This is a genomic window from Agarivorans sp. 1_MG-2023 (assembly GCF_030548385.1).
GTDB lineage: Bacteria > Pseudomonadota > Gammaproteobacteria > Enterobacterales > Celerinatantimonadaceae > Agarivorans.
Map to the genome: position 1 here is coordinate 1 of NZ_JAUOSJ010000012.1, position 19,886 is coordinate 19,886.

15 protein-coding genes are annotated in these 19,886 nt (G+C 44.3%); 1 reads left to right on the plus strand and 14 read right to left on the minus strand.

What is annotated here, in order from left to right; all coding sequences use genetic code 11:
• The first annotated feature begins 105 nt into the window (after positions 1-105).
• Positions 106-1,086 carry an integron integrase gene (locus Q4592_RS16360; protein WP_303515102.1) on the plus strand — a complete coding sequence of 327 codons (981 nt, stop codon included), beginning with the start codon at positions 106-108 and terminating at the stop codon, positions 1,084-1,086.
• Between the two features lie 172 nt (positions 1,087-1,258).
• On the opposite strand, the gene Q4592_RS16365 is transcribed toward Q4592_RS16360, so the two are convergent.
• From Q4592_RS16365 to catB, 14 genes are all read right to left on the minus strand, one after another.
• Positions 1,259-1,651 carry an HIT family protein gene (locus Q4592_RS16365; RefSeq protein ID WP_303515104.1) on the minus strand — a complete coding sequence of 131 codons (393 nt, stop codon included), beginning with the start codon at positions 1,649-1,651 and terminating at the stop codon, positions 1,259-1,261.
• Between the two features lie 255 nt (positions 1,652-1,906).
• Positions 1,907-3,337, minus strand: a complete 1,431-nt coding sequence (locus tag Q4592_RS16370) for a sigma-54 dependent transcriptional regulator (protein WP_303515106.1) — start codon at positions 3,335-3,337, stop codon at positions 1,907-1,909.
• Between the two features lie 9 nt (positions 3,338-3,346).
• Positions 3,347-6,424, minus strand: a complete 3,078-nt coding sequence (locus Q4592_RS16375; RefSeq protein ID WP_303515109.1) for a PAS domain S-box protein — start codon at positions 6,422-6,424, stop codon at positions 3,347-3,349.
• Positions 6,425-6,455: 31 nt separating this feature from the next.
• Positions 6,456-7,397, minus strand: a complete 942-nt coding sequence (locus Q4592_RS16380) for a phosphate/phosphite/phosphonate ABC transporter substrate-binding protein (protein ID WP_303515112.1) — start codon at positions 7,395-7,397, stop codon at positions 6,456-6,458.
• Between the two features lies 1 nt (position 7,398).
• Entirely contained in the window at positions 7,399-8,097 is a 699-nt protein-coding gene (locus Q4592_RS16385) for a hypothetical protein (protein WP_303515114.1), read from the minus strand.
• Positions 8,094-10,232, minus strand: coding sequence for an SLBB domain-containing protein (locus Q4592_RS16390; RefSeq protein ID WP_137675086.1), 2,139 nt, complete (start codon positions 10,230-10,232; stop codon positions 8,094-8,096). The genes Q4592_RS16385 and Q4592_RS16390 overlap by 4 nt, the downstream gene beginning before the upstream one ends.
• Before the next feature lie 11 nt (positions 10,233-10,243).
• Positions 10,244-11,059 (minus strand): OmpA family protein, encoded by an 816-nt coding sequence (locus tag Q4592_RS16395; RefSeq protein ID WP_303515116.1) that lies wholly within the window; start codon positions 11,057-11,059, stop codon positions 10,244-10,246.
• A 21-nt stretch (positions 11,060-11,080) separates the two neighbouring features.
• Positions 11,081-11,443 (minus strand): STAS domain-containing protein, encoded by a 363-nt coding sequence (locus Q4592_RS16400; protein WP_137675088.1) that lies wholly within the window; start codon positions 11,441-11,443, stop codon positions 11,081-11,083.
• A 263-nt stretch (positions 11,444-11,706) separates the two neighbouring features.
• Positions 11,707-13,617, minus strand: coding sequence for a methyl-accepting chemotaxis protein (locus tag Q4592_RS16405; RefSeq protein WP_303515120.1), 1,911 nt, complete (start codon positions 13,615-13,617; stop codon positions 11,707-11,709).
• 234 nt (positions 13,618-13,851) lie between these two features.
• A complete protein-coding gene (locus Q4592_RS16410; protein WP_303515122.1) occupies positions 13,852-15,663 on the minus strand; it encodes a sugar transferase in 1,812 nt (603 codons plus the stop codon).
• Positions 15,664-15,673: 10 nt separating this feature from the next.
• Complete coding sequence (locus tag Q4592_RS16415) at positions 15,674-16,756, minus strand: glycosyltransferase (RefSeq protein WP_303515123.1); 1,083 nt, start codon at positions 16,754-16,756, stop codon at positions 15,674-15,676.
• Positions 16,757-16,769: 13 nt separating this feature from the next.
• Complete coding sequence (locus Q4592_RS16420) at positions 16,770-18,200, minus strand: Wzz/FepE/Etk N-terminal domain-containing protein (RefSeq protein WP_303515126.1); 1,431 nt, start codon at positions 18,198-18,200, stop codon at positions 16,770-16,772.
• 292 nt (positions 18,201-18,492) lie between these two features.
• Complete coding sequence (locus Q4592_RS16425; protein WP_303515129.1) at positions 18,493-18,858, minus strand: DUF2200 domain-containing protein; 366 nt, start codon at positions 18,856-18,858, stop codon at positions 18,493-18,495.
• Between the two features lie 229 nt (positions 18,859-19,087).
• The gene (catB, locus tag Q4592_RS16430; protein ID WP_303515131.1) at positions 19,088-19,717 is read right to left on the minus strand and encodes a type B chloramphenicol O-acetyltransferase; all 630 of its coding nucleotides are present in this window, start codon (positions 19,715-19,717) and stop codon (positions 19,088-19,090) included.
• Between the last annotated feature and the right edge of the window lie 169 nt (positions 19,718-19,886).

A 19,886-nucleotide genomic window follows, 5' to 3' on the forward strand; every position in this document is an offset into this window, starting at 1 on the left:
AAGAACGCTTTAAGCGAGCCATTTTATTTCACTTTGGAGGGCTTGATATGACTTTCCACCAAGAACGGTGAAGAGCCATAGATATACAGCTAAAAAGTGCGCAACATGTCAAACACACCACTGCGGCTCCAGCAGCGATTTAGAAATACGATTTATCAGCACCATTACAGTATTCGTACCGAGCAAACCTATTGGCATTGGATAAAGCGTTTTTTGTATTTTAATCACAAACAACACCCAGAAAAACTCGGTGCTGCTGACATTGAGCGATTTCTCACTCACCTAGCGGTCGATAGACAAGTTGCTCCAGCGACTCAAAACATCGCGTTTAATGCCTTAATGTTTCTCTATAACAAAGTACTGCGTATCGAAATGATTGGAATTCAGGCTAAACGCGCGAAAAAAAGAGTCAACATTCCCGTGGTTTTTACTCGAGGAGAAGTGAGCCAGGTGATTGCGAATTTACCGGCGGACTATCAGATCATGGCTTCACTGCTTTACGGATCGGGATTACGACTCAGTGAATGTTTGAGATTACGGATTAAAGACTTAGATTTTGATCAAAATACAATTACCGTACGGCAAGGCAAAGGTAATAAAGACCGCGTGACTCTATTACCCCCTAACTTGATCCCAACGCTTCGCGATAACATTCTCCTAAGCAAAAGTGTTTTTACCCACGATATGAGTCTACATTATGCAGGAGCAACAATGCCTTACGCGTTAGCCCGTAAGTATCCACATTCTCAACGATCGTTTTCTTGGCAGTTTTTGTTTCCTTCTACTCGTCTGTGTATCGATGCTAGAACAGGTGAACTCAAGCGTCATCATATTCACCATAGTGTGCTCCAGAAAGCTGTCACCAAAGCCGTGCGTAATGCTAGAATAAATAAGCCTGCAAGTTGTCATACCTTTAGGCATAGCTTTGCCACCCACCTTTTAGAACAAGGGACTGATTTAAGAACAATACAAGAATTACTTGGCCATCAAGATGTAACAACAACTGAAATTTACACACATGTCATCGGTCGTCATACCACGGGCGTCAAAAGCCCTTTAGAGTGCTTAGTTCAAGCTGCAAAGTAGATGATTTATTTAAAGCGCTTCAAAGCGATTATGCATTCTAGCTGGCGATTAAACTTGGTTCGCAAATCAGAAACAAAACGCTTAGTTTTAATCGGGAACACTCATTCATGAGAGAGATGTTCGTAAGAAGGCTCGACATGTTTGGGGGCAGTAATAAACCAGAATTGATTCACTATAAATCAGCGAAAGTAGCTTTCAGGTCCTCGACTGTTTGCATTCCTATTCCACTAGTTTCCCAGCCAAATTTGTCATTATTGAATCGCGGGAAGATATGTAAGTGGTAATGGCTAAGTTCGTTACAACTTCCATTATTTTGAATAAAGGAGATACCGTCTGGATTAAATTTAGTTATTATCCGCGAGTATAAATCTTTCGCTACATACTGAATCTCTGCGTTCACCGACGGTGGCAGGTCTATGAACGATTCATAGGGTTTCTTCGGACAAATCAGAATGTGACCAATATTGATTGGGTCATGGTCAGCAAAAGCAATTACGTCCTCTGATTCAAATACAATAGCGGCTTCAATTTCACGATTGATTATTTTCTCTACGATTGTCGTCATATCCAGTCTACAAAACTATTAATAACCCTTCTAAAAGTTACGCGGACTAGGATAAGGCAGTCAAATTACCTTAAGAGGAAATAAGAAGCTTAGCGCTATAAACACGTAAAATGGCAGGAATGAGACAAACCACAAACACCCAACAGTTTCTTTAAAGCAATAATATTCAAGCTTACTGTGAATGCTCAAACGTTATTGTTTACCAACGCTAAGCCCTGCGAACAGGGCTTTTATCACCAGCAATCACTAAATAAGCTAAATAGCCTCAGCTTCTTCCCATGATTGTTTTTTGCGGTAAATGGTTGAAGGACTTACATCTAATAGCTCAGCGGCTTTTGGAATATTGCCATCGCAGTGATCAATCGCATGTTCAATGGCTTCTTTTTCGGTGATCCACAAGGGTTGAATTTGATACTGGCTGCCACCCACTGCATTTGCGCTAGCTTCAGCCGCTTCTACTTCTTCCTGATGGCGACCATCTTTACCAATCGCGCCTTCTGGCACCAGCGTATTGATAGGTGGTGGAAGCTGGCTAGCTAACACCTCTTTACCGTCATGCAACACGCAAATGTTGCGGATCACATTTTGCAATTGGCGAACATTACCTGGCCAATCGTAGTTACTCATTACTGTAGCGGTTAGGCTAGAAAAACGGCGGAATTGTTTACCTTCTTCTTTGGCATAACGGCGCAAAAACTTCTGGGCAATGCCTGGTACATCTAAACCACGTTCGCGCAGTGGAGGTAAATGAATAGGCACAACGTACAAACGGTAATATAAGTCTTCTCTAAAACGCCCTGCTTGCACTTCTTCCCATGGGTCTCGGTTAGTGGCACACAAAAAACGCACATCTACTTGCTCTTCTTGGCTACCACCTACTTTTTGAAATCGCCCCGTTTGCACAAAGCGCAGTAGCTTTGTTTGTAAGTCCATGTCCATTTCGCCAATTTCATCAAGGAACAGCGTTCCTCCATGGGCTTGCGAAGCCGCGCCAGAACGCATGGATGATGCTCCGGTAAAGGCGCCTTTTACATGGCCAAAAATTTCACTTTCCATTAAGTCTTTTGGAATAGCGCCACAATTTATTGCAATAAAAGGTTTGTCGGCTCTGCCGCCTTGTTTGTGGATTGCCTCCGCACACACTTCTTTACCTGTTCCACTCTCTCCGGTAATAAACACTGTGGCTTTGCTGGGCGCTACTGCTTCAATCATGCGATACACATTTTGCATGCTTAAGCTGCCACCAATAAAGCCATGGAAGCTGTCGCGGCCCGCATCGGCTTGGTAGTCTTCCACTAACGATTTTAGTTTGTGCAGGTTAACGGCATTGTTCACGGTCACTTTTAGGCGGCTAGCATCAAAGGGTTTTTCTATAAAATCTACCACCCCTAAACGCATTGAATCTACCGCTACATCCACAGAACCATAGGCGGTAATAATAATCACCGAGGTCGGTAAGCTGCGCTCAACCATCCACTCTAACACTTGCATACCGCCCATATCGGGTAGGTTTAAATCAAGTAGCATGACCTGAGGCGATTGTTTTGATAAGAAGTCTATTGCTGCGCTGCCGGTAGCTACGCGCTCAAGTTTAAGGTTTTCTTTACTAAGATACGCTTGATAAGTGGCAGCCAATGTTTCGCTATCTTCTACTAACAATACCGAGGCTTTAAGCTCAGTTCCCATAGCATCTCCCTAGGCAATAACTGTTTTTTCAAACTGCTTAATTGCAGTAAGCGTTTGTTCTACGGTGTTCGCCAACCTTGGCACATGTTCATCTAACGCTGATATGTCGGAAGCTTTACCTGCTACCTCAATAGCCAACGCTAACTTACGTAAACGTTCGCCACCAAATGTTGCCACATTCCCCTTCATGGTGTGGGCTGCTAAGGCCACATCATCAAACTCTTGCTGCTGATGTGCCAGTGTAATGGTGGCCAATTGAGCCTCTGTTTCTTGGTAAAGCAACGAAAGCATTACTGGCAGAGCATCTAAACCCGCGTCTTTTACCAACTGTTCAAGCACTTGTCGGTTAAGCAGTAAGCTAAGATCTTGTTCGGGTTCATCGTTTGCTACTTCAGTATTCACGTCAACTTGATCAAGCGTATGACTAACTAAAGGAGCTTCAACAACGGTTAGTGTTGGTGTTTTTTCCTTATACCATTGCACTAGTTTAGCTCTAAGCAAGGGGATATCGATAGGCTTAGTGATAAAATCATTCATACCTGCTGCAAAACACGCTTGTTTGTCTTCGGCAAAGGCATTGGCGGTCATGGCTAATATTGGCGTTTGCTGATTAAGCCCTTCAGCTTCTCGTATTTTACGAGTGGCGGCTAAGCCATCCATCACCGGCATGGCCATGTCCATTAAGATAATGTCGTAATGATTATGCTGACACATTTCTACGGCTATTTGGCCGTTTTCAGCGCTGCTCAATTCTTTAATAAAGTCTTTAAGCACTTGAGTCACCACAGCGCGATTCATGGCGCTATCTTCCACCAATAAAATGCGCGCATGTTTGGCTAATTCGGGATTAGGCTCTTTCTGCTCCAGCGCATCGTCTAGTTGAATGGTAGGCGCATGTCGCCCTCTAAATGGCAAACGAACAGTAAAGGTTGTGCCACGGCCAACTTCACTCTCCACTTCAACTTCGCCCCCCATTTTCTCCACTAACTGACGGGTAATCGCCAAGCCTAAGCCGGTGCCGGAGTATCGTTTAGTGACACCGCTTTCTACTTGGAAAAACTCTTCAAACAAACGTTCTTTATCTTCTTTCTCAATGCCTATGCCAGTATCTTTTACTTTTAGCTCCATGCCATAAGGCTGGATAGGTTTTAGGGCCAGCGTTACCCCACCCTCAGAAGTAAATTTAATCGCGTTGCCCATTAAATTAAATACAATTTGCCTAAAGCGCAGCGGCTCACCAAAGTACTCGGGGAAAATGTCATCGTCTATCTGCAATTCAAATTTCAAGGCTTTTTGCTGAGCGGTGGTATTAAATAGCCTAACAATACTTTTTAAGGTCTCCGCGGCAGAAAACCATTCATTGTTAAACTCTAATTGGCCGGCTTCAATTTTAGAAAAATCCAATACGTTGTTTACCAAGGCCATTAAGGTATGGCCTGCTTCGTTGCCGGTATCAACAAAGCCTTGCTGCTCTAAGCTTAAGTCTGTGTCTTTAAGGATTTGGTTCATATTAATAATGGCATTTAGCGGGGTACGAATTTCATGGCTCATACTGGCAAGGAAACGGCTCTTGGCTAAACTGGCCGCTTCAGCGTCTTGCCTGGCACGCTCTAAGGATTGCTCAACGGCTTTCTGCTCGCTTAAATCGGTGAAATGCGCAACGTAATGCGTCACCTCGCCTTCGCTGTCTTGAACCGAAGAAATGCTTAACCACTCAGGCAATCGCTCACCATTTTTACGAAGATTTACGATTTCACCCGACCACTCACCCTGCTGTTTGAGATGCAACCACATGTTGTTGAAAAAGGCTTGATCATGCTCACCGGAACTTAAAATAGACGGTGTTTGGCCAATGGCTTCTTCTTCTGAATAGCCAGTGATTCGGCTAAAAGCGTGGTTTACTCGAACAATTTCTGCGTGTTGATTAGTGATAAAAATGGCTTCGTTGGCGTCAAAAGCTTCGGCGGCTAACTGCAACTCTTGCTCGGTGCGTTTTCTATCGGAGATATCTCGCATAAACGCGGTAAATATTGTGTCATCGCCCACTTCAACCGAGCTAATGGTGAGCTCTGAGAGAAACTCTCGGCCATCTTTATGCAATGCAGGTAATTCTAAACGTTGATTAAGCACCGGGGCTTCGCCGGTTTCTCTAAAGTGTTTCATGCCATTGCGGTGAGCATCCCGAAAGGCCTCGGGCACAATAAAGCTCGCCAGTTCTTTGCCCACCACTTCATCGTGAGTAAAGCCAAAAATACGCTCGGCACTTTGGCTAAACTCCAGCACATAACCATGGCGATCGGTGGTAATTACCGCGTCCATGGCCGAGCTAATTGTTGCTTTTAAAATCGACTGATTTTGCTCTAGCTCTAAGGCTAATTTTTCTTGAACCTCTATGGCCTGTTTAAACTCTAAATGTGATTGCTCCAACGCGGCAGACATTTTGTTAAAGGCTCGCGAGACTTCTGAAATCTCATCTTTGCCCTTCACATCAAGCTGAATGCCCGGTCCAATTTGAGTAATGGTTTTAGCAGCATCGCGCAGGCCACCGAGTTGGCGGGTAAGGTAAGTGCCAAGCAAAAACGAAAACAAAGCCACTAAGCTAATTTCTAACAGCGCAATGCTTACGCCAAAAGAACTCGCCTCAGAAATTAAGCCGTGTAGGCCGTGATCATAAATGCCAATTTGAATATGACCATAGAGTTTGTTACCAATAACAACATCACTTTCATTAACAAATATCTTGTGTTCATGGTCACCAAGGTTGGGATCTACCGAGGGATGCTGATGTGGGTCGATCCCGCCTTTAGACAATAAACGTTTGTTCTGGTCTGTAATCACCACATAGGCGACATCTTTTTGCGAGGAAAATTCTTCAGTTAGGCTATCAAGTGTGGCTAAGTCGGTGGTGATAATGGCATTTTTAGTGGTAGACGCAAACAGCGACGACATCATTCTGCCATGCTGTTCCACTTGTAACTCATTTGAATCGTACAGCCATCCAATGCTGCTATAAACCAATACCCCTAATAATACGGCTTCTATTAGGGCCACGCCGAGAACGGTTTTCGCTTTAAAGCTTAGATTCATCGCGCCTTTCCATGCTTGTCATTAAGGCTAGTTAATGATGTGTATCACCTATACTGAGCTGGCGCACATCGTCCCAATCTTTGTCTTTGGCCACCACAAAACCTTTCATTTTAAGGCCACCCAATAAGGCTTGCTGCTCAGGTTTATTCTCCATTTCAACCAAAGCTTGCTGAATTTTGTTAACCACCTCTGCTGGCACCTCTGGGTGGGCAGCAATGGCATGAGGTGTATAGTCTGGCGACTCCCACAATACTTTCAGTTGGTCAGTAACGTCTGCGTCACCATTAGCAAAAGTGCGCGGAATTCCGCCACCAGCTGGATACAAGCCTGCCGCTACCGCGCGATATACCGAGTCATGCGAACCAACATACTTGGGTACAAACGCAACCCCCTGTTGCTCTAAGTATCCTCGAGTGACTACACTCGCCGCAAAAGCCCGTGGAGCCGGAAAGGCTAAGGTTTTACCATTCAATTGTTGAACATCGGTGATATTGATATCACTATCAGTCCTTACCACTATAATACCATTTAGCTTTTTGTCTTTAGTTTTAGCAAAAGCTTTATATCCTGGCGAAGCAGAAAACACTTGGTAATGAAAAGGATTCATGTAGGCAAAGTCATATTCACCGTTGGCTAAACGCTTCTCAAACTCAGGAATACTGGGGGCCGTTTTAAACTCCACTTGATAACCACTGGTGTCGCTAACCGCATCTAACACAGGGCTCCACTGCAGCGCTAAACGGGTAGCCGATTGCTGTGGCACTATGCCAAAGGTATAGCTTTTTGCTTCAGCACTGCTGCTAATAATCGCCAAGATCACCAGCAAAATAGCCACCAACAACACGGTGACTTTAATCTGCATTTTTCGCTTTTCTTTGTACTGTTTACTCTTAATCTCGAGAAACGCTATATCTGGTTTCTGCTTACTCAATGTGGCTGATGCTCCATTGTTGGTTTGTAATATAAAAAACATATCATACCCTTATCGAAAGTAGTTGAGAGTTAACAAGAATTCTTTGCAGCACACGCTGGAAACGAGGAAACAAAATGGTAATTCGTGAGGTTTCTCTCACTAACTCAGATTGCAGGCTGGGATTAAAGCGATCGTTCATCACAACTCCGAGTAAACGGATGTCTTCGGTTCGTAGGTCTGCAATGGCCGCTTCAAACGCCGGGCGAGAAGTCACCCCTGCCATCATGGTCATAATGCTGGCATCGCAACCCGCAAGAGCGCGTTGTGCCGAAACGTTGCCACAGTTGTTTTGGTTAACTGCTGAAGTATCAATCAGCACCAATTGGTAACTTTGTTTCCACTGCTCTGTCCATTGCTCAATCACACCCGGTTCTTTTAACGACAACAGCGATACTTTGTCTAAGGGTACTGGCAAATAATCAATGCCCGATTGCGGGTCTTTAATCATTCCTTGTACCTTGCCTCTGTCCCAGCCTAAATCAAATACGGGTTGCTCAAAGTGACGGGGATGGTGCAAGTTAAAATCAACCACTAATACGCTACGCCCTGCTCCGGCTGCGCGCCTTGCAATGGCATCTACCAAGGTAGAAACCCCTTCCTCTGGTTGACTTGAGCTCACCCCAATGCAGGTGTTTTGTTGAATCGGTAAGCGCTGATAAATGCGCTCAAGCTCTTGATAAGTTGACGGTAAATTAATCATAGGAACCCCAACAATGCGCTAATGGTTACAATACGAAATACGTCTTCCATGCCCTGGCGAGCTTTGTGCCAACCGCTTTCTTCGCGTGATGGAATGTACACAGTGTCGCCGGCTCTAATCACTGGCAACATGCCAAAGTCACCGGTTTTAGAGAACTCTAATAGGTTGAAAGTACGCGCTTGGTCTTTACAGCAAGACAGATTTACTACGGTGATTTTTTCAGGGAAACCATCGTTATCTACACCACCCGCTTCGGCTAATAAGTCCAACAAGGTCATATCATCGTTAAAGCGGTAGCGACCAGGTTTGTTTACCGAACCCAATACCCGCACGGTGCGCTCTTTCTTTTCAGACAACCAGTTACGGTCTTTTTCAGGAATGTAGATAGAGTCACCCGGTACTACGTTTGGTAGCAAAGACTCATCACCCGTTTCGAAGTACATCGCTAAATCTAGCTTTGATACTTGCGAGTGTTTACCGTTGCGGTGACTAATTCGCACATTGCTAATGTCAGCTTTTTCCGACGGGCCATCGGCCGCTGCAAGAATATCCAGAAAGTGCATGCTAGGGTCAAAACGGTAGCGACCAGGGGCAACCACTTGACCAAATACGTAGATTGAATCTTCGCTAGCTTGGCGTACCCATTGTGATTTGTTGTCACTTGGGTCATCTGGCAACTGCGGCACCATAATGGTGGTACCCGCCACAATTTGAGGTAAACGTTTATTGCTAATCTTACCCGCTAGGTAAGCATTTAAATCAAAGTTAACCGAGCGTGTATTGCCGTTAGCATCGCTAAACAACACCGTGATTTTAGCCATATCGGCATTAGGTTTAGGCCCGCCAGCATGCGCTAATAAATCCATTAAGTTCATCTCGTTGGCCCACTCAAAGCGGCCTGGGCGGTTTACTTCACCCATTACTTTTACTGCACGGTTTGGTGATACCTTGGTCCACGACTTTTCGTTTAAGTCGGTTTTCTCAGGAATAAATATCGCATCACCAGGTGTGATTTTTGGCAGCTGGGCTGTGCGCCCTTCGGTGAACGATTGCAAGTCAAAACGTTCAACCGTTCCGTTGCTGCGAATCACTCTAATTTGGCGAGTTTCAGCAAAGCGCGTTGGGCCACCAGAGTTAGCTAATACATCTAAAAATCCAGCTGATTTATTACCCTCGTATGCACCAGGCTTAAATACTTCACCCATTACATACACCGTATTTGCACCGGCTTTAATCTCTTCTTCTTGCTTGGGCACAAACACGGTAGTGCCGGCACTTAACTGTGGCAACATGTTGCTGTCACCAGTATCTAAGTAGCGCTTTAAGTTAAACAGCTTTGGCTCACCATTAATGATGACGCGAATTTGCTCCACACTGGCATAACGAGTCACCCCACCAGCACGCATTAACATATCCACTAACGAGGCTGATTCTTTATAAGAAAAACTGCCTGGGTTATATACCTCACCAAATACTTTAACTGCGGTACGGTCTTCTGCAGCGTCGCCTTTGTCGTTAAGCGTTTTAGGGTCAAAATCCACCGCGACATTGCCAATTTTTGGCGATGCAGGAACAAACAATACATCTAAAGACTCCAGCTCTGGCAATACACTCAAATCGCCAGAATCTAAGTAACGCTTGTAGTTAAATATTTTGGCTTGCTCAAAGCTGTCGCGGCGCAGTTGCATGCGGTCTAACTGTGCGCCAGAACGTAAACCACCAGCGGCTTGAATCGCCATTTGAATGCCAGCACCTTCGGCTAACACTACTTCGCCTGGCTGGCCAACAAAACCTAATACACTAATGCGGATACGACGCTCTTCGAGTAACACACGTAAACCGGCTAAATCACGATAAGCTTTAGATAACTCACGCTTAATCTTTTCTTGCATTTGCTGCTCGGTAAAGCCCGATACCATGATTGGACCCACTTCTGGCAGAATTAATCGGCCATTTCGGTCTACCTCAAAGCTTTTATCGAGCGAGGCTTCACCAGGAAGAATAATGCGTACAACGTCACCCGCCTGTACTTGAGGACTAGCCGCTAATGCATTGGCGCTAAACACAATGCTCATAACAAAACCTAGAATCATCCATGCCGCCACAATGCCTTTACATACTTTTGAAGTATTCATGAGCGTGCTCCTTATTGACCACGTTGAGCGAAAAAGTGATTGTTGGCGTCGATAACGCTAATGGTAACTCGACGGTTAGAGTGGCGAATCGCGTCGCTTTCGCCTTCAGAATAAGGTTGTGAATCAGCCACTGCTGCTAGCTTAATCTGTTGTTCGTTCATGCCCATCTCAGCCATGTAATCAGCCACCGCTTGGGCGCGAGCTAAAGATAAACGCTGCTTGTAAGCCTCATCACCTTTGCTGTCACTATGGCCGGTAATAATTAACGCTACTTTGCTCGCAGCAATAATTGGCGTGAGATTAGTGAGTTGGTCTTTGTAGGCTGGAGTCAGCTCGCTTGAATCAAAAGCAAACTGATTATTGCTATTTAGCGCGTCGCTAATGCTTACCATTAATTGTGAAGATTGAATGTGGCCTAAGCGGTCGGTTTGGCAAGCACCGCTTTCGGTTACTCGATCTAGCCGCTGCTCAAGCATGTTCACAAAGTGTTGTTGAATTTCGATATCGTTGGCAGCATCAAAGGTTAAGCCACCCTCTAATTCACGAACAATGCGTTGCTGCTGCAAACGAGCCTGAGTAACTGAAGCAGGGAAACATAATTCGGCACCTTCTAACACCAACAAATCTAGCTGATGCTTAACTAATACTGCTTCAAAATGTAAACCGTGTTCTGGGCCTAATTCGCGAAGGTCGGTAGTGCCTGTGTCGCCGTCCATCCAAGCCAATATAGCGTGTTGATGCTCAGCAAAACCACCGCGTCCTTGTTCTGGCCAACTGGTACAAGCTGAGGTCATTGTTAACAATACGGGGATAATAATGCTACGCATGATAGGCTCCTTGAGTCCTGCTTAAGCGGCGATAGAAGGTAAGGTGTCAACACTGTTTGGTTGACTAGGAAGCGTGTCTAACATGGTGATGATGTGGTTAACACGAAGCATCACGAGTAAATCTCGCGGCTGCTGTTGAGCGCCTACAATAATAAGACGACCACCCGCTGCATTAATGCGTTTGAACATAAATACCAACGCGCCAATACCAGAAGCATCTAAAAAATCGACATGTGCCAAATTCACAATAACCAGCTTGCTGGCTGCTTGGTGACAAATGTTTTCAAACTGATTTTTGTGCTGAGCACAAGACTTAGCATCAAAGGCACCATTGATAGATGCTGTTACGTCGCCTTGGTCTGAAGTAGTTAGTTGCATATTCATAATTCGCTCCACAATTCCTGATTCTCAAGACTGTTAAAGCGAGTTCTGTGCCACTTACAAATTAGTGTTTATAAACAATGAATTACATGAAAAACCTCAAAGTAATACAGTAAATTTAGATGGGGTTAACAGTGCTTTCGCAAATTGCAATTTGGCTAGTTTAGGCTTTAACAGCCAATGCTTAATTAGTGGGCAATAGCAATTTAGGCCATAAAAAAGCCCGAGCGTTTTGGGCTCAGGCTTGGTAAACGAAGCGGTGTTGTTTAGAGTTTAAACTGGTTAATCATGTCACCCAATTCATTATTGATAGCAGCAATACGCTGGGTTTCGCTACGCTGGCTTTTCCCTTCGTTGTTTAGGTTTTCTACCATGCCGTGGATTTGATGCATGCTTTTATTAATTTCTTGAATAACAATATTTTGCTCGCTGGCCGAGGTAGATACCTGGCTATTCAATTCGTTAATTTGGTGAATAAAATCACCCAGCTTTTGCAAACTCACCGAGGTTTTATCGGCTTCTTCTACCGTATCTGAGCAGGTATGTTCGGTACTGCCAATAGACGACACCACTAAGCTAGCTTCTTGTTTAAGTTTGGTTAAGGCCAAGCCGATCTCGCTGGTACTGGTTTGAGTACGACTGGCGAGTGCTCTAACTTCATCAGCCACCACTGCAAAACCTCGTCCTTGATCTCCTGCTCGCGCGGCTTCAATCGATGCATTAAGCGCTAACAAGTTGGTTTGCTCGGCAATACTGCCAATCACTTCAACAATATTTTGAATACTCGCCGTTTCATTATTCATATTCTCTACGTTGCTAGAGGTTTCATGAATCTCACTGGCTAGGGCTTCTATTTTTTGTTGAGTGGTTTTAATGGTTTGCACCGAATCTTCACCGCTTTGATTGGCCTCATTGGCATATTTGGCTGCGGCTGAAGTATTACCTTCTACTAGCTCAGCAGTATTAGATAACTCTTCAATAGCGGCCACAATTTGGGTAGTTTCGTTGGTATGCTGATTAAGAATCTCACTGCTGCTTTGGCTGTATTTATCCAGCGTTTCAATACCGTCAGAAAGCTTAGAGCGAGCACTATTTATTTCTAATAGCATAGTTTGCAGCTGTGCGATAAAGCCGTTGATACCTTGGGCAATAATGCCAATGTCATCGTCGGTTTTCACTTCTAAACGCTGGGTTAAATCACCACTACCTTGGCCTAGTTCGGTCACTAAGTCTCGAAGCTTAATAATCGGCTGGTAAAGCTGATTCAATACAAACAATAGAATAATAACCGACACTAAGGTTGCAACAGTAATGATGGTTGCCACTTTATAGGTGGTTGCTTGTAAGGGGGCAAACGCTGTTGACTCATCTACCGCAATCAACACATACCATTCGTTATCGCCTAGTAAGCTCACTCGTTGGCTGACAAACAACGTTGATTGCTGATTAACATCGGCATACTGAATCGCTTTATCTTGTCCTATCAAGCCCCGATAAACCTGCTTAAACACATCCAGATCAGCAATATTATCCTTTTGCTTCACCCATTCGTTAGTTGAGGCTAATACTAAGCCACTTTTATCCACTACTAAGCCTGTTGCACCAGCAATTTCACTTAAAGAACTCAACTGCTTTTGCAGATGGTCAAAACGTAAATCAGCCATAATCACCCCTTGCTTAATTGGGTGCATCACGCCAACCATTGGCACGCCATCGCTGCGCGTAAAAAATACATCGCTGAGTGATAAAGTAGCGGTCTTTTTAGCAGCTTTATACCACGGGCGAGTACGAGGATCGTATTTATCTAAACGCCCCACTCCCTCAGGAAAAGACTCAGAAGCTTTAGATACAAACGAGGAACCATCGTCAAAGCCAATAATCACCTTATACACACCACCTAAGCGAGCGGTATATTCGGTCATAGCAACGTGGTTACTAGTTATGTTTTTCTCTTGGTATAACTTAGCGAGCTGATTAACCGCGCCGGTTGTGCGCTGAAACGAGGTATTAATTTCTGTAGTTTTCTGTTCAATAGTATGATGAATATCCCTTAACAAACTATTGGTAATCTGATCTTTTAGCAGGGTATAAGAAAGGTAACCTGTTACTAATAAAGATAAAACAAGCATAAAAGTCATAGCCGACAGTAAGCTTGATTTAAAGCCTAAGCGATTCATCCATTTTCACCATTTGTAATATTATATATTTAACAATACTACTTTTGAGTGACACTTAATGTTAAACACTTCAACAAAATGAAACTCTATGACTGCAGAGTAAATACCTTCTTTTAACGCCTCACAAACATATTTCAACTACAACACACATTCAGCATCTGGTTCGCGGGCATTTTCAGCCCGTTAAGCAGAGTTACGGTCAGCCGGCATCGGTTTGTTGAACAAAAAGCCTTATCACTGCCCTTTACCAGCCACTACCACCCATACTGTTTTTATTAACACTCCCATATCTTGTATTAACCAACTACCACATTCGCTTAGGCTTAAGGCATAACAATGGTCATAAGCTAGCTTTTGTTTTACGTCTTCAATGCTTGAGTCATAAGCTAAGTTCACTTGTGCTAGACCGGTTATTCCAGGCTTAATGCCTACCGTGCGTTCGCTATAAAAGGGAATGGCTTGCTCCAAGCTTTGATAAAACACAGGGCGCTCTGGGCGCGGCCCAACCAAAGACATTTCACCTTTGAGTACATTGATCAACTGCGGCAATTCGTCGATGCGTGTTTTACGGAGAAACTTACCTACGCGAGTAATTCGCTTATCTTGCTTGGTGGCCCACACCGCTCCACTCAATTGCTCGGCATCACTGCGCATACTTCTAAATTTATAAATATCAAATAGCTGCACATAGTCTTTAGTGATTAGCCCTACTCGGGTTTGCTGGTAAAACACAGGCCCCTTTGAATCTAGCTTTATCGCTAAGGCCATTAGCGGAAATAAGGGACTAAACACAACCAGTAATACACTGGCGCCCACTATGTCGATAAACCGTTTGCCTGCACTAACCCATGGGCTAACAAAACACGTTAAACGCTTTTTCTTAAGCTTTTTAGCCACATAGTCCACACAACCCAACATGCTAGAAAAATGGCCTTCGACTAAATAGTTAAGGCTACCGATGGCTCCAGGCAACGTCAGCTTAGGCAATATTCTTGGCAACATGGCAAGGCTGTAACCTAACAGTTGCAAGGTAAAGAGTACCACGAACAAGGTAGATTGAGTGCTTAATATCATTGCACCAAAGAAGCTAGTTAACATAAACAAAGGAATGGTTACGCGTAAAGCCTTGCCCGAGAAGAAGGTAAAAGCCACACCTTTAAAACGCGGTAACAACATATGACGCAAGCGAATTAATTGCTGCAAGTTACCGGCACCAATGCGCTTTCTGCGACTGCGATCTTGGCTATCGGCCGCATGCTCAAGCTCTAAGGCGCGGATATTAGGCTCGTATATGGCGCGGTAGCCTTGCGCTACAATATCCATAGGAATAACAAAATCATCGTTAATGGTGTCTTCGGGCATACGTCTAAATAGCGATTTGCGAATTAAGTAAAAAGCCCCGTGCGCGCCTAGTGGCGCACCCATTTCAGCTTCACAACGTTTCACTTCGCGCTGATAGTTCCAATATGCCTGCTCACCCACCGAACCAGGGCTAAGCAAATGATAATAACCACATACCACACCAACATCGTTTTGCTTGAATTGGCTTGCCGCAATCAGCATGGCATCTACCGAGATAAGGGCTGATACATCCGACAAGGCCACGATGTCGGCTTTGCTTTGACTGATGTGCTGATTTAATACCGCCACCTTGCCTTGATTTTGTAACTGCTCACAGACTTCTATTTCAAAACTGCAAAAAGTGAGTTCTTCCAAACACGCTCGCGCTTCTGCAGCCGTATCATCTGTGCAGCCATCGCAAATAATCTTAATCGTTAAACGGTCGTCTGGGTAATCCAGCGTGGCTAGGTTAATTAACTTAGCGGCAATGTAATCTTGCTCGTTGTAAGCCGGAATCAACAACTCAATAAGTGGTAACTGAGCATCGTCTTCGCAATGGTGATATTTGCGCACCACCGAAACAGGTACCGCCTGCGCTGGCTGTTTATGCCCTTTACTGAGAAGCTTAAGCAACAAAGGATAAAGTGCATGATGATAGACCACCAAAAACATCGCGATGAGGGTTAAGTAAATGAGAATATTCATAATTATGCCCTTATAAGTAACGATGACGAAGTGCGGCGTAGTTACGCGCGGTGGTGCGTAAATCACCAGACTGCTTAACAAACTGGCGCGGATTACCAGTAGCTGGCTTTTCCAATTTTTTCTCTAAAGCTTGAGCCATAGCAAACGCTGAACCTGGCTCAACTAATGTGCCGGTGCGAGGACATAAGGCTTCAGTAGATGCGCCAACATTGGTCACAACAGCGGGGACCTCACAAGACTGCGCTTCTAAAATCACCAACGACAAACCTTCGAAATATGAAGGTAAGCAAAACAAATCTAAGCTTTGGTAAAAACGTGGCATTGACTCAATCGAACCTAAAAAGTGCACCCGTTCTTGTAAGTGCAAAGATTCAACCAGTTGTTCTAATTGCTTACGTTGGCTGCCATCACCTGCAAATGCTAAATGCACATCTTCGGGTAAAAACGATAACGACTCGATCAATACTGCTTGGCCTTTTTCCAGTTCCAAGCGGCCTGCACAACCAATTAAACGAAAATGCTCTGGCAAACCCAGCTCACGGCGAGCCACTACTTTGCTACCTGGTGCAAAGTTGCGGGTATCTACACCATTTTTAATCACCTGCACTTTTTCATCATCAAAGCCTAAGGCAGCCTTTAACTCCCCAGCCACTAAATTGGCGTCGGCGACCAGCATAGGTTTAACAAACCTGAGTGCGGCAGCTTGTACCAAGCGGCGGCGTTGCTGGCGTAAATGCCATGCATCATGCTCGGTATGAATCACTACTTTCACGCCAGCTAAACGCGCGGCTATGCCACCATAAATAAGCGGGCCAATATGGTGGGTATGCACCACAGGCACTGCCCAGCGGCGAAATAAGTTAACTAACTTCCACAAGGTTGAAAGTCGAAAACCCGGCTTTTTGTCTAAAAACATCAAGCGGTCAGCAAAGGGGCGAAGGCGCGGCCATGCCGCCAGAGCCTCTTCTTTGTTGCCTTCCAGTGAGATAATTACCCCCTGCTCATGCGTCTCTTCCATGCGTTGTAAATCTAAAGCCATGGTTTCTATACCACCGGGCTGTAAGTGCTGTACGACTTGGATCCAAATACTCATTAGGTAATCCTCTTTAATGCGATTCATTAAGCGGAGGAATACGGCTTAACACCGACACTCCAGCTATAGCTTCAATATCTTTAATGGTGCGTAAACTTGAATCAGTTAACTCAGCAATCACCGCTAAGCTGATACCAATAGCAATGCCACCCACAAAACCAGCAACAACAAACATCCATAATGGCAAGGTAGACGGGCCACTAGGGGTATAAGCGCGGTCAATAATTTTGATTCGGTCTGCTTGCTCAAACACACCTAACGCACCGGTGACTTGCGCCATTTCGTAGCGGGTTAACATGTTTTCATACAGGCTGCGTTTCACTCGCAAATTGCGATTTAGAATGCGGAGTTGTTTCTCTTGCTCACCCACCGAGCCAATTTGTTGCTGTATAGAATTTGCCAAACTTTTTAATTGCGATACCTCTGCTGCTAAGGCGTCTACTCGCTGGCGAGCAATCATTAAGGCCTCTACTTGCACAATTAGCATTTCACCGTTGGATTCAGTAATTGAGATTTGCTGCTGTAATAAGGCAGAACTATCGGTTTTACTTACTGCAGATTCCGGCAATGCGAGCACTTCTTCTCGCTCTTGCTCCAAATGGCGCAGTACCCGTTTAATCGCCAGAACTTTAGAGTGCCCCTCGGTGTAGCGAGACATTAGGGTGGCCAGCTCAGCGCGATTAAGCACAATTTGTTCTTCTAAGCGGGTTAACACAGGATTAGTGCGAGATAACTGTTGGTCAATGCTGCCTAAGCTTTGCTTGGCGCCCGCCAATTCGGCCTCGCGTTCAATTAAGCGCTGGCGCACTCGCGATAGCCGCTCTGTATTTGCAGCATGTTGCTCGGGCAAACCATCAGAATGTAACGTGCGATAATTCGCTAACGCTTGCTCTGCTTCTTCAAGCTCTATGCTACTGGTACTTAAGTGCTCGCGAAGAAAACGTTCGGACTCTTGAATAGACGAGCGCTCAGGGGCTAAAAGCTGCTCAATAAAATGTTTAGACACCGTTTCTAATAACTGACTCATGCCCTGCGGAGTGGTTGATTTATAATCAATTCGAATCAAATCCTTGCCCACCTGGCGAACCGTTAAGGCCGACGATAAACGCGCAATCACTTGTTCTTTACGTTGCGGGCTGTCGGTTTCAAACATCAAGCCTTGCTCAATAGCCACTTCGCTCAATACGTGGCGACTATGCAACAAGGTGGTCAGCGCTTCCATTCTGCCTTCTACATTGGCCGATACGGCTAAATCTTCTAAAAATGGATTAAGGCTGGCAGTTTCCTGCACCAACATACTGGTATGCGATGCATATTGTTTGTCCGACATTAGTGACACAACAGCCCCAGCAATCGGCATCAATAGAATAGGTAGAGCAATTAAGTAACGTCGACGCCATAGGGCATCAATAATTAAATATATTCTTGGTAGTAATTCGCCCATTGTATTCTCCACTTGATTCAAGCTTTGAATAGCGAATTCCGTACCAACAATTTTAGCTCTTAATTATCAGCAGCTTAGGAGAAAAACATGTAGAGGGAAAAGGCCCGTTGCATTTTGCAATGGCAAAACTAGCCTAGGGGGAAAAGCGAAGGGGAAAATTAAAACCCATTAAATCTAGGCTGCGTTTTTTTCGAGTAAAGCCATTAACTCCCAAGCGCTATTGCCAGTACAAACGAAATCATTAACATTATGATGCGAAGCGGCTGATTCAACACTTTGTTACTTGGTTCCATTAAGAGCCACGCAATATTTTTTCCATTGTATGCCCCTTAGCAAGTTCATCGACTAGCTTGTCAAGATACCGAGCTTGTTGCGTTATAGGGTTTTCTATTTCTTCAACTTTATAACCACAGATCTTTCCGGTAATTAAGCTGGAGTTAGGGTTAACCATGGCACCAGAAAAGAACTCACCAAATGTAGCAGAACCTTCGATATGGGCTTTTAGCTCAGCTTCACTATAGCCAGTAAGCCAACGAATCGCCTGATTAAGCTCTTCAGTCGTACGCCCTTTCTTTTCTACCTTTGCCGCGTAAAGTGGGTAGATCTTTGAAAAAGTCATTCCTGCGATTTGGTCATCTTGTTTTTGAGTAGTTTTCATTTTTGCCTAGAAATTCAGTCCGATGTATCGGACAACCTTGTAATAGCATCTCTATAGTGCGCATGCTGATTTATTGGGATTAACACAAATACACATTTATCATGTTAGCCCTTACAAAATATACATCACTAACTTTATATCTGAGTACGTTAGCTTAATAATTGAGTTTTAGGTGAGCAAAAGCAATCGGGGAAAAAGCTTGATAGCGTTAAACCACAGTCCCTTATTATCAGAGTACTAACGTTTGCCAATAATCATAAAGCTTTTCGATATCTGACGAACACATTAAGCCCATCGCATTTTGAATTTGATCGTCGCTCCACTCCCACCATTTCATCTCTAAAAGCAGAGATATCTCAGTTTCTGTAAACCTGTAACGTATAAGTTTCGCAGGATTTGAACCAACTATTGAATATGGTGCCACATCTTTCGTAACAACTGCACGACTGGCGATAACCGCACCATCTCCCACAGATACGCCACTCATAATCATGGCTTCAGTCCCAATCCATACATCGTTACCAATAACCGTGTCACCCGAACGCTCAAAACCATCTTTAGCATTCGAAAAATTTTCATTATCTTGGTAGAAAAATGGAAATGTGCTGACCCAGTTATTTTGATGCCCTTGATTTCCTGCCATCATAAATACAGCACCAGAGCCAATCGAGCAGTAGCTTCCGATAATTAACTTATCAATATCAGTTCTATCTGGTAGCAAGTAACGAGCACAATCATCGAAACTATGATTATGATAATAACCAGAATAGTAACTGTGTTCACCGACAATGATATTTGGGTTCGTGACTTGTTCTTTCAACGATTTACCCACAAAAGGGCTTTCAAAATAGTTGTTCAACTTGATTCCTTTTGGAAGCTTATAGCCATAACGATCCCCAGTGAAAGTATCGACCTTCTGCGTTTATCGAGACTTAGTTAAACTAGAGCCACTCTATTAGAGGCAAAGGCATAACAGAACAGGAAAACGACATGGTTACATCTAACACATTTTCATTGGACTAGATGTT

What these genes read in the sequence shown, in the direction of transcription:
- Q4592_RS16360 (WP_303515102.1), top strand. Translation starts at nt 106, where the DNA reads ATGTCAAACACACCACTGCGGCTCCAGCAGCGATTTAGAAATACGATT.
- Q4592_RS16365 (WP_303515104.1), bottom strand. Translation starts at nt 1,651, where the DNA reads ATGACGACAATCGTAGAGAAAATAATCAATCGTGAAATTGAAGCCGCT.
- Q4592_RS16370 (WP_303515106.1), bottom strand. Translation starts at nt 3,337, where the DNA reads ATGGGAACTGAGCTTAAAGCCTCGGTATTGTTAGTAGAAGATAGCGAA.
- Q4592_RS16375 (WP_303515109.1), bottom strand. Translation starts at nt 6,424, where the DNA reads ATGAATCTAAGCTTTAAAGCGAAAACCGTTCTCGGCGTGGCCCTAATA.
- Q4592_RS16380 (WP_303515112.1), bottom strand. Translation starts at nt 7,397, where the DNA reads ATGTTTTTTATATTACAAACCAACAATGGAGCATCAGCCACATTGAGT.
- Q4592_RS16385 (WP_303515114.1), bottom strand. Translation starts at nt 8,097, where the DNA reads ATGATTAATTTACCGTCAACTTATCAAGAGCTTGAGCGCATTTATCAG.
- Q4592_RS16390 (WP_137675086.1), bottom strand. Translation starts at nt 10,232, where the DNA reads ATGAATACTTCAAAAGTATGTAAAGGCATTGTGGCGGCATGGATGATT.
- Q4592_RS16395 (WP_303515116.1), bottom strand. Translation starts at nt 11,059, where the DNA reads ATGCGTAGCATTATTATCCCCGTATTGTTAACAATGACCTCAGCTTGT.
- Q4592_RS16400 (WP_137675088.1), bottom strand. Translation starts at nt 11,443, where the DNA reads ATGAATATGCAACTAACTACTTCAGACCAAGGCGACGTAACAGCATCT.
- Q4592_RS16405 (WP_303515120.1), bottom strand. Translation starts at nt 13,617, where the DNA reads ATGAATCGCTTAGGCTTTAAATCAAGCTTACTGTCGGCTATGACTTTT.
- Q4592_RS16410 (WP_303515122.1), bottom strand. Translation starts at nt 15,663, where the DNA reads ATGAATATTCTCATTTACTTAACCCTCATCGCGATGTTTTTGGTGGTC.
- Q4592_RS16415 (WP_303515123.1), bottom strand. Translation starts at nt 16,756, where the DNA reads ATGAGTATTTGGATCCAAGTCGTACAGCACTTACAGCCCGGTGGTATA.
- Q4592_RS16420 (WP_303515126.1), bottom strand. Translation starts at nt 18,200, where the DNA reads ATGGGCGAATTACTACCAAGAATATATTTAATTATTGATGCCCTATGG.
- Q4592_RS16425 (WP_303515129.1), bottom strand. Translation starts at nt 18,858, where the DNA reads ATGAAAACTACTCAAAAACAAGATGACCAAATCGCAGGAATGACTTTT.